The sequence below is a fragment of the Vibrio sp. 10N.222.46.A1 genome (assembly GCF_041473595.1).
In the GTDB taxonomy this organism is placed as follows: domain Bacteria; phylum Pseudomonadota; class Gammaproteobacteria; order Enterobacterales; family Vibrionaceae; genus Vibrio; species Vibrio tasmaniensis_A.
This window is the reverse complement of record NZ_JBFRSN010000291.1, coordinates 1-5244: the sequence shown is the minus strand read 5'-3', so window position 1 is coordinate 5244 and position 5244 is coordinate 1. Positions and strand designations below refer to the sequence as shown.

At 42.2% G+C, this 5244-nt stretch carries 7 protein-coding genes and 1 pseudogene; 3 read left to right on the top strand and 5 right to left on the bottom strand.

Going from position 1 to position 5244, the window contains the following annotated elements; all coding sequences use genetic code 11:
- The 3 genes and pseudogenes from AB4496_RS09765 to AB4496_RS09755 all read left to right on the top strand — a co-directional run.
- A partial coding sequence (locus AB4496_RS09765; RefSeq protein ID WP_372130881.1) for an HAD family hydrolase occupies nt 1-458 on the top strand: 458 nt, incomplete at its 5' end.
- Between the two features lie 4 nt (nt 459-462).
- Nucleotides 463-666 (top strand): annotated as a pseudogene (locus tag AB4496_RS09760) (ribulose phosphate epimerase); the annotation flags it as partial.
- A 238-nt stretch (nt 667-904) separates the two neighbouring features.
- On the top strand, nt 905-1042 hold the full coding sequence (locus AB4496_RS09755; protein ID WP_009845892.1) for a hypothetical protein: 138 nt from the start codon (nt 905-907) through the stop codon (nt 1040-1042).
- 217 nt (nt 1043-1259) lie between these two features.
- On the opposite strand, the gene AB4496_RS09750 is transcribed toward AB4496_RS09755, so the two are convergent.
- The 5 genes from AB4496_RS09750 to AB4496_RS09730 form a co-directional block, all read right to left on the bottom strand.
- Nucleotides 1260-2459: a sugar MFS transporter gene (locus AB4496_RS09750; RefSeq protein WP_009845891.1), complete on the bottom strand. Its 1200-nt coding sequence runs from the start codon at nt 2457-2459 to the stop codon at nt 1260-1262.
- A gap of 89 nt (nt 2460-2548) precedes the next feature.
- Complete coding sequence (locus AB4496_RS09745; protein WP_009845890.1) at nt 2549-2872, bottom strand: hypothetical protein; 324 nt, start codon at nt 2870-2872, stop codon at nt 2549-2551.
- Between the two features lie 10 nt (nt 2873-2882).
- A complete protein-coding gene (locus tag AB4496_RS09740; protein ID WP_009845889.1) occupies nt 2883-3752 on the bottom strand; it encodes an L-ribulose-5-phosphate 3-epimerase in 870 nt (289 codons plus the stop codon).
- 9 nt (nt 3753-3761) lie between these two features.
- Nucleotides 3762-4520 (bottom strand): IclR family transcriptional regulator, encoded by a 759-nt coding sequence (locus AB4496_RS09735; RefSeq protein WP_009845888.1) that lies wholly within the window; start codon nt 4518-4520, stop codon nt 3762-3764.
- Nucleotides 4521-4527: 7 nt separating this feature from the next.
- Nucleotides 4528-5172, bottom strand: a complete 645-nt coding sequence (locus AB4496_RS09730) for a 3-keto-L-gulonate-6-phosphate decarboxylase UlaD (RefSeq protein WP_102249457.1) — start codon at nt 5170-5172, stop codon at nt 4528-4530.
- Nucleotides 5173-5244: the final 72 nt, after the last annotated feature.

The following is a 5244-nucleotide window of genomic DNA, read 5'->3' as shown; positions in this document are numbered from 1 at the left end:
AAGAGATCCTTAAGCGTTACGATCTAACTCTTGATGCTCAACAAATTACTTCGGACAAAATTGCCAACTTTGAAGCCATTGAGCACAAAGGGGATGTTATTCCAGAAACCTATGCACTCTTACAGCAACAGTATCAGTTGAAAAAGATAGGCATCGGCACTGGTGCTCAAGCCAAGCATGCAAGGGCGATTTTAAAGACGACCGATATCCCATCAATGATACGTACGATTGTGACTTCAGATGACGTAGAAAATCACAAACCTAACCCGGATACTTTTCTGAAAGTCGCTAGCCAGTTAGAGCTTGAACCGAGCGATTGTGTGGTGTTTGAAGATACGATTATAGGCCAGCACGCAGCGACATCGGCAGGCATGGATTGCTACATGGTTGAAAACGGGCAGATAACTAAATTTGTTCCAGCGAATGGTTTGGAAGTGGGTAGCGGACCTGAGCTCTGAAACTAAGCTGCGTTCAATCAGATCGCGCATTAATGAATCAGGCCGAAATATTCGTTTAGAAGTCGACGGTGGTGTGAAAGTTAACAACATAAAAGAGATTGCTGAAGCGGGTGCCGATATGTTCGTTGCGGGCTCTGCTATTTTTGATAGTGAAGATTATCAACAAGCTATCGATTCAATGCGAGCGGAGTTAGCTCAATTGAATTAAGTCGAGTATCGACTGCTGTATAAAGGCTCGAAGTATTCTGTAGATCAGGCTTCGGGCTTTTTTGTATCTAATAGATGTTGATTTAATGGAAAACTACGTGGAGTCAGGGGAGGTTGCGTTGTTGGAGTTCTCTTCAGTTATAGATTTTTCATTGTGTAATAAAACTACAGTTATTATTGACTTTGGTCACATAACGGCGCAAAATTTACCTTAGATCACACAACGATGAGAACACAGTATGAACGCTACAGTAATCACAAATGAAAACAACGCATCACTAGCAAAACCTTCAGTAATGAATGAAGTTCTATTTTTTGCTAAGTCTACCGTTATCATGGGTGCAATTATCCTACTTGTTGCTTCTGCTTGGGTTTAATTTCTTAAATAACCCGCGTTAAGTGTGATCAGTGGTGGTGATTAGCCACTCACTGATTCAAACTAACGTCAGAAGCACTAAATTTATTTACCTTCCCCATTCCACCTTCCCTTTCTCCACCCTGACTTTTAGGCCAATCAGGCCGACTTTCTAGTCATCGACTTAGTTACTGAATCAAGTGATTGACTAAACCAAGTTACCTATCTAAACCAACAGTTTAAACACGATGCTTTAAACTAGACCAGTACAAAACCATCATTAATACATACGCTAATGCGGGCGCAATATAACTCGTACTCAGCGAAAGCTCATCAATCAAACTCGCCTGTACGAATGGTAAAACAACCCCTCCAATTGAACACATAATGAGAATTGCTGCCCCTTGTGAGTTTTGCTTACCTGATGCATGTAGCGCTTGTGCGTAAATGATAGGGTAGAGTGCTGAATTACATAACCCTACGACAAGCATCAAATAGCCAATCCAAACATAATTTTGATAGACCGCAACGGCACTAATCAAAGCTGCAATAACGCAAGACAGTGAGAAGAGATAGTGCTTGTTTACAGTGTTTCCAAACTTGGCGAATAACACTCTTCCAACAAACATTAATACCCAATAAAGAGCGATGATCTGTGTTGCGAAGACCAAACCAAGGTCGCCATATTGCTGGTCGGCAAGATACACAATAGTAAAAGTACCAAAACTGACCTCTACACCGATGTACAGCAACAGTACCAACGCTAATTTCATAAACTGCTGATTTTTAATTAGAAGCCTTAACCCTCGCCAAAAGCCAGTCATCTGTTTTGGTTTGATATCTGGAAGCGTCATTTTGCTAAAAAATACCAGTAAGCCGAAAAAGAACAGGGCGATGAATAAGAACAGATACGAAACTTGATGGGCGGTGTTGTCGACGTTAAAACTTGTAGCCACGAGAATGACAGCGGTAAGCACTAGCGGACCAAGCACAGTGCCAACGGAGTTAGATGCTGTTGCCACACTTTGACGTATAACACTCTTATCGGGTGTCGAGAGAAGTGATACGTAAGGTGAACTCACTACTTGAATTGCTGACACACCTGAGGCCATCAATAAGATCCCAATGAGTGTTGGAACAAGCTCTTCTCCTCGCACTAAATATGCCATGGCTAGACAGCCCAGAAGGCACCATATCAAGCAGAACTTCAGCGTAGTTCTATAGCCAATTTTTGCCATGACAAATGACGTTGGAAGCGACACCGTAATTCGGGTGATAAAGAAGGCCATGGGAAATAGCATCGCCATTTTATAGTCGAGAGAGAAAGCTTCTTTGTAATGTGGAATTAGCGAGTTACTTGAAACGGTAATTAAACCCCAGATAAAAAATATCAGAGACAGTAAGACCAGTGGGGCATCTTTTAACGGGAATACTCTCATAGTGATTCCTTATTGATAGCGATAAAAAAAGCAGAAGATGATCTTCTGCTTTTCGATTGAGACTTTACGGTGTATTGCCTATTAAGCTGTTAATCACGAACGAAATTGATGTGATGAACATGAATGTTGTATTTCTCAATAATCACTTTGGTCGCATGCATACTTTTGATTCGTTGCTCAGAATCTAAAGCAGCAGCCATTGCTGACTCGTTCTCGTAACTGTGCTGCATCATCAGCAGTAGGTTTTTATGGCTTTCAGCTTCAATCGCTTCAGGCTTATTCAGCGTTAACCCTTGGTTGTTCGGGAATGTGCGAATAATAGGCGCGACTTCGTTTTCCATGTATTGGTAGAAGTCTTGCTTTTGTTCTTCAGTTAAATCGGCTTCAAAAAAAGCGGTGCGAAAAATTGTCATGGTCGTTTCCTTACAGTTCAAAGCCAGATTGGTTAGCGATAGATTTCAACGTTGCTTTTGCTTGTTTGATATCTTCGAACCAGTTGTCATTTTGAGCCCACATTTCAATCACTAATGGCGCGCTGTAATCAATTTCAGCGAGTGTTTTGAAAATAGCTGGGAAGTCGACTTGGCCTTCACCAATCACCAGATCTCTGAACTGACCTTTACAGGTCTCTGAAACTCGTAGCGTGTCTTTAAGGTGGACTTGTACTAGGTGATCACGGCTTAGCTTTAGTTCGGTACACACGTCGTAGTTCCAACCAGAAATATTACCGACATCTGGGTAAGCCATGAAGTAAGGTGATGGGATCTCGCGCTTAAGCACTTCAAACTTACTTAATGAATTGAGGTACGGAGTATCCATGATCTCTACACCTAACATGATGCCTGCACGTTCTGCCATTTTGGTGGCTTGTTGCATGCCTTCAATGAAGCGAGCGTGAGTTTCAGCCGATTGCGGTTCGTAATACACATCGTAGCCCGCCATTTGAATACAGCGAATGCCAAGCTTGTAAGCCAATGAAATCGCTTTTTCCATGATGATCAGCGATTCAGTGCGGATACCGTCATCCATTGAGCCAAATGGGAACTTACGGTGCGCGCTCAAACACATCGATTGGAATGGCATTTGATGCTTTTCACATAGGCGGCGAAGTTCATAAATCTCTTCGTCTGACCAATCTAAACGAGCACGTCGCTCGTCGGTCTCATCGACTGAAATTTCTACAAAGTCGAAGCCAGCTTCTTTGGCGTGAACCAAACGCTCTACCCATGTAAGGGTGGTTGGCATCGCTTTTTCGTAAATACCTAATCTGAATTTGTTTTTAGAATCAAACATTCTTTTTCCTTAAAAGAGTTGTTGTTCTATACGCGTTGTTATGTCTTGAATTCTGCTAGCAATTTCTTCGTAGCCGAGAGCTTTCATTTTTGGCGTAAGCGAAGAGACGCTAACCGCGTATACAGGAGAATTGTTCTTGTCAAAAATAGGGACAGCAACACAAGAAATACCTGCTTCGTTCTCTTCATCATCGAGCGCATAACCACGGCTCTTAATTTTATCGAGAACACCAAAAAATTGAGACTTGTCGAGAATCGTGTTTTCAGTTAACGGCTTCATTGTGCTGACATTGCGTTTCCAATAGGTTTCTCGAACGCTGTCAGAGCTAAATGCTAAGTAACATTTTCCTGCCGCTGAGCAATACATTGGAGAATGCAGCCCTACGTAGGTTCGAGTTCTAAAGGAAGAATTAACGGGTTCAAACTTGTCTTTAAAAATGATGTTGTCAGCATCAAAAGAGAGGAAGTTAACCGTTTCATTCACATCGTCGAGTAGCTCAGATAGGTATGGCTTAACGGTGCCAGTGACATCAGAGTTGATAGCAGCGTGTCCAAGCTGAACCAACTTCATTGTTAAGCGATATTCTTTACCTGAACACATTTGAGCAACATAACCAGAGTCTTCAAATGTTGCTAAAATACGGTGGACTGATGACTTGTTGAAGCCAGTCCCTTCAGACACTTTTTGTAACGAAACGCCATTAGGATAATTCCCAAGGAATTCCAATACGGTCAGTGCTTTAGACAACGATTTAATTTGCTCACTCATATATGTGCTACCAGTGTTTACCTATTTCAGTATGGAAGTTTTCTGCGATGTCACGTCCATTGCTACCAGCTAACGCTCGGCCAGCAATAAACGATTTCGCAGACAGATTCTTAAACAAATGCAGATCGTCAGGAACAATACCACCAGTAATGGATAGTTCAATTCCAATATCCGATAATTTCTGCATTTTTATCAAATCTTCTTCGGTCCAGCTCACACCAGCAAGTTCCGCATCACGAGAACGGTGATAAATTGCTTGTTTAATGCCCATGTCGACCCAAGCTTGCGCATCTTCCATTGTCCAGTGTCCATACAGCTCAATTTGCACTTCGCCGTCGAATTCATCCGTTACTTTCTTCGCTGAACGAATAGTTTCGATGTGTGCTGCTGCACTTACTGTTACCCAGTTAGCGCCGGCACCCATCGCTAGACGCGTTAAAATGGCGCTGGCATCGGTGATTTTCATGTCACAGACAATGACGTGATTTGGGTATTTTTCTCGTAGGATTCTTACGCTATCTACGCCGTGGGCGAAGGCTAAAATCGTCCCGATTTCAATCACATCTAACTTATCTGCAACATGCTCTATTGAGGCTAATGCCGTGTCGATATCTGTGGCATCAAGAGCCATTTGTAACAAGGGCTTAGGCATCTATTTCATCCTCAAATTGTTTAAACAACTGCACCAGTCTTTGATAGTGCTTATATTTCTTTTGGTATATGT

What these genes read in the sequence shown, in the direction of transcription:
- AB4496_RS09750 (WP_009845891.1), bottom strand. Translation starts at nt 2,459, where the DNA reads ATGAGAGTATTCCCGTTAAAAGATGCCCCACTGGTCTTACTGTCTCTG.
- AB4496_RS09740 (WP_009845889.1), bottom strand. Translation starts at nt 3,752, where the DNA reads ATGTTTGATTCTAAAAACAAATTCAGATTAGGTATTTACGAAAAAGCG.
- AB4496_RS09735 (WP_009845888.1), bottom strand. Translation starts at nt 4,520, where the DNA reads ATGAGTGAGCAAATTAAATCGTTGTCTAAAGCACTGACCGTATTGGAA.
- AB4496_RS09745 (WP_009845890.1), bottom strand. Translation starts at nt 2,872, where the DNA reads ATGACAATTTTTCGCACCGCTTTTTTTGAAGCCGATTTAACTGAAGAA.
- AB4496_RS09755 (WP_009845892.1), top strand. Translation starts at nt 905, where the DNA reads ATGAACGCTACAGTAATCACAAATGAAAACAACGCATCACTAGCAAAA.
- AB4496_RS09730 (WP_102249457.1), bottom strand. Translation starts at nt 5,172, where the DNA reads ATGCCTAAGCCCTTGTTACAAATGGCTCTTGATGCCACAGATATCGAC.